At 66.7% G+C, this 3,946-nt stretch carries 3 protein-coding genes; 2 read left to right on the plus strand and 1 reads right to left on the minus strand.

The features are described from left to right. Positions 1-195: 195 nt before the first annotated feature. Both ACZ4IF_RS44475 and ACZ4IF_RS44480 read left to right on the plus strand, forming a co-directional pair. Positions 196-774, plus strand: coding sequence for an IS630 family transposase (locus tag ACZ4IF_RS44475; RefSeq protein ID WP_467574983.1), 579 nt, complete (start codon positions 196-198; stop codon positions 772-774). After that, positions 698-889, plus strand: a complete 192-nt coding sequence (locus ACZ4IF_RS44480; RefSeq protein ID WP_467574986.1) for a DUF7489 domain-containing protein — start codon at positions 698-700, stop codon at positions 887-889. Before ACZ4IF_RS44475 ends, ACZ4IF_RS44480 begins: the two co-directional genes overlap by 77 nt. Before the next feature lie 57 nt (positions 890-946). Here the strand turns inward: ACZ4IF_RS44480 and ACZ4IF_RS44485 are convergent, their stop codons facing one another. Beyond that, the gene (locus ACZ4IF_RS44485) at positions 947-3,454 is read right to left on the minus strand and encodes a helicase associated domain-containing protein (protein WP_467574989.1); all 2,508 of its coding nucleotides are present in this window, start codon (positions 3,452-3,454) and stop codon (positions 947-949) included. Between the last annotated feature and the right edge of the window lie 492 nt (positions 3,455-3,946).

A 3,946-nucleotide genomic window follows, 5' to 3' on the forward strand; every position in this document is an offset into this window, starting at 1 on the left:
CTGCGCGATCTGGCACAACCGCACCATCGGCGCACCCATCACCAGGTCACTGATCGCCTACGACCACTGAGCCACATCGGAACTACTCATCTAGTGATCTGGTTTCGAGGTCGTGGGCCGCCACGTGAGGCGTCCCCTCTTTCAGATTGCGGCGTTCTGCTGCGGCGGGTAGCGCGCTCGCGCTGTGCTGCGTGGATGGACGATACCCGGCTGGAACCTGTCGTGTTGTCGGAGACCGAGCGGCTGACGCTGGAGAGCTGGGCCAAGCGCCGCTCGACCGCCCAGGGACCAGCCGTTCGCGCACGCATCGTGCTGGCGTGCGCGAACGGCTGGAACAACACCGTGGTCGCCGCGCGACTCGGTGTCGGTACCGTGCGCCGCTGGCGCACACGGTTCCTTGCCCGGCGACTGGACGGACTCGCCGACGAGCCGCGGCCCGGGGTGCCGCGGACCATCACCGATGCCCAGGTGGAAGAGGTCGTGGTCCGCACCCTGGAGCAGACGCCACAGGGCGGGACGCACTGGTCGAAGCGGGAGCTGGCCAAGGTCGTGGGGATATCGCCGGCGAGCGTGCTGCGGATCTGGAACGCCTTCGGCCTGCAGCCGTGGCGGACTGAGACCTTCAAGATCTCACCCGACCCGTTCCTGATCGACAAGATCCGCGATGTCGTCGGCCTTTACCTCGCCCCGCCTGCCAATGCCGTCGTCTTCGCGATGGACGAGAAACCACAACTGCTCCCCGCACCCGCGGGGGGTGGTGGTCCCCGACGATGACGCCGCCCCTGCCCCACTGCTCCCTAAGGTGCGTATCGACCGTGGGTTGTGGAAGTCGATCGCGGTCGGCGATTGCATCGTCAAGGGGCCGGGCAGCGGCCCAGCTAAGGCGTAACCACCAGAGCGCTGGACGGAGAACACCTCGCAGCGATCCCCGCCAGCACCCACAGGACTACCAGCGCATGCCGAGCTCATCCAGTGCCGCCCGGCGTTCCGGTGCGAGCTTGTCGGCCCTCCGCCGCGTGTTATCGAGCCACCCTCCAAGCCGGACCGGTGTGCCGCTTTCACCGTCCTCGCCAGGCAGCTCTTCCACGTGCTTCCTTCCCACCTGCAGGTGGCCTTCGCGGGCGTGGAAATGGCGGGCCGCGGCGAGGTGGGTGGCCCACCGTTCGTCCTGGGAGCGCCGTACCGGCACCACCGTCTCACCTTCCGCCGGGGGTTCGACTCCGATGGTCTCCAGGAGATACTGCTGCGCTGGGACCAGCTGTTCCCACCCCACGCGCTGCGCGGCGATCCACACTCCGAGGTCCTCACCCTGCACGATCACCTTGCCCGGCTGTGCGGGGAGCGCGCCGTCGGCCTTCACGTGAGCGAGTGCCAACCGGTAGTTCCGCTGCCAGGAGATCTCCCACTCCGGGCACCACCCAGGGTCGATCTCCTCCAGCGCCTCCCTGCGCTCCTCAGACAGCTCCCCGGCATACGAGATGCCGGTTTCCCCATTCGCGCGGCGTACGGCGTTCTCACGCGCCTTGCGGGCGGCAGCCCGCGCGTTCTTCAGAAAGACCCCCAGGGGATAGGCGTCGAAAACGACCGAAGCCCCAGGCAGGCAATGCCCGTGCGCCCCGGCGTAGGCGCGCGCGACCTCGAGGCCGGCGTCCCACGCGGACGCATGTACCGACCACACCATTCCGAGCCGTTCCAGCTCCTCGATCCGTGAGGCTTCCAGCGTGCCGGCCGCGTAGTAGCGGCGCTGATCCGCCACCCACACCCCCAGCGGATGCGACCCCAACGACGAAGACCAGTCCTCCGGGGTGACGTACGTGAACGGCACCCGCAACTCACTGCTCCCGGTCTCGCGCAGCCAGCGCGCGGCGGCCTCGATGCCACGCCGCCAGTAGGCGCCCTCGGGGTCGATGACCCGCAGCTGGACGAACTGTGTGAGCGCAGCCGGGTCGCGTTCCTCGCTGAACCGCAGCACTCCCGCGGCTCGCGCAGAGACCCGCTCCGCCTCACCGCCGACGTCCTCCAGGCCGCCCTCCTCACCCTCCAACAGAGCTTCATCGCCGCCGTGTTCAGCCACCCCGTGGCTGTTGCGCAGACGAGGATCGGCAAGGGCTTCGATGGTCTCCGCGTCATGCGCTCGGAGCGCCCCAAGGATCTTACTCAACGCGCTGTACGCATCCGAAGTGAGCAATGCATTCGGATCCTCACCCGGCCCGAGGAACACCGGAACCACCAAAGACGCGAGTTTTCCCCGGCCCGGATGGAGCCGCAGAGCACGCCCCACCATCTGCACAATATCCACCATGCTGCCGCGCGCATCCGAGAAAAGCACTGCATCACATTCCGCGGTATCGACACCTTCACCAAGAATGCGAACGGAACTCAATACACGCAATTCTGCGCGCACATTCCGGCCGGAATAGTCGGGTCCTCCGAGGAAATCCGAGGCGAACTCACTCAGCACGTTCTTCCGGTGTCCGGGGGAGTGCTCGCCGTACAACCACTCCGCCCACACAGCCTCAACAGGCGGATAGACGTCAGGCTCATCGGCCGCGAGCCGCGCCGCGACCGCCGGCACCGAAACCGCCATCGCCTCCGCCTCCTGCACCCGACTGTGGAACGACAACACCCGACGGAAACGCTCCTCCACCGCAGCCCGCATCAACCCCGTCTGCACAGCCGCCAACCGCGCCCCGCGCACCGCATCCGATCCGGTGTCCTCACTGGTCAAAGCCGCGTACAAGTCGGGATCGCGGATGTCCAGGCACAGCACCTGATACGGCGCCACAATCCCCCGACCGATCGCCTCAGACAACGTCAACTTGTACGCCACAGGCCCGAACACCGGCGAACCATCCTCCATCGACGCCACCAACCGCGGCCGCTCACCCTCCGCCTCCCACACCCGTGCCGTCGCCGTCATGTACAGCCGCCGCTCGGCAGGCAACAGTGACTGGTCATGCACGGCAGCCCAGGGCTTCAGGCCGTCACCACTGGTCCGGTGGGCTTCGTCCACGACCATCAGGCTCCAAACACCCAAGCCACCAGCGTGCGCCCGCTGAAGGATGCCGAGACCCACCGAGGCATACGTCGCGAACACCGTCACCGTGTCCAAGTCCCGCGCCCAGGAGACCAGTTCGTCAGGATCCGTCGTACACGGCAGCCCCTGGCTCTCCTCCGCCCGCAGCGAGCACACCCCGATCATCGCGCCGGACCGACCCGCCCGACGCCACGCGCCGGCCATCTGCGTCAGCAGGTCCAGCGTCGGCACCAGGACCAGAACCCGACGCGCGGAAAGCCGGTGCGCGGATTCCACACCGATCAGTGTCTTACCGGAACCGGTCGCGGCGATCACCTGCGTCCTCAGGCCCTCGGCAGGCATGCGCCCTCCGGGCGGTGTACCGAGAATACGGACGACGTTATCGACGGCCTCAGCTTGATGCGGACGCAATTCCATCTGAGTCACGAGACCTCACATTCTCGGTATATAGAGGGAACCTGGACTTCTCAGATTCTATCCACGTTCCAAAATGACTGCTTTCCATCCCGGGAGGGATCCGGGGGGAGGGGAGGTACTCTGCCATCATCCCAGAATCAAGCTGCGCATGAAAGTGACGCACAACATCCCAGAGACGACGGTTACAAGGAGGCGGCCGCACCAACTCCCATGAGAACAGGAAACATTGACACTACCTCAGAACAGGGACGCTCGCCCCTGTAGTTGCGGCTTTTCTGACGCGCCCGGAGGGTGCGTCAGGTCCTGTACTGGACTGCGGAGCAGGCCAGTACAGGACCCGATCCGGCGTCAACCGGATCGCCGGATCACGGAGTGATCCGGCCCGCGGGACGGAGTCCCGCCCATCCGCACGGAGTGCGGATGCATTCCACGCGAAGCGTGGAATCCGCCGCGTAGCGGCGGCGCGTCGTGTCTGCGGAGCAGACCGCGCGC

It is taken from the genome of Streptomyces sp. NPDC025784 (assembly GCF_055558435.1).

Coding starts and splice junctions, on each gene's coding strand:
- ACZ4IF_RS44485 (WP_467574989.1), bottom strand. CDS start 3,454: ATGGAATTGCGTCCGCATCAAGCTGAGGCCGTCGATAACGTCGTCCGT.
- ACZ4IF_RS44475 (WP_467574983.1), top strand. CDS start 196: ATGGACGATACCCGGCTGGAACCTGTCGTGTTGTCGGAGACCGAGCGG.
- ACZ4IF_RS44480 (WP_467574986.1), top strand. CDS start 698: ATGCCGTCGTCTTCGCGATGGACGAGAAACCACAACTGCTCCCCGCAC.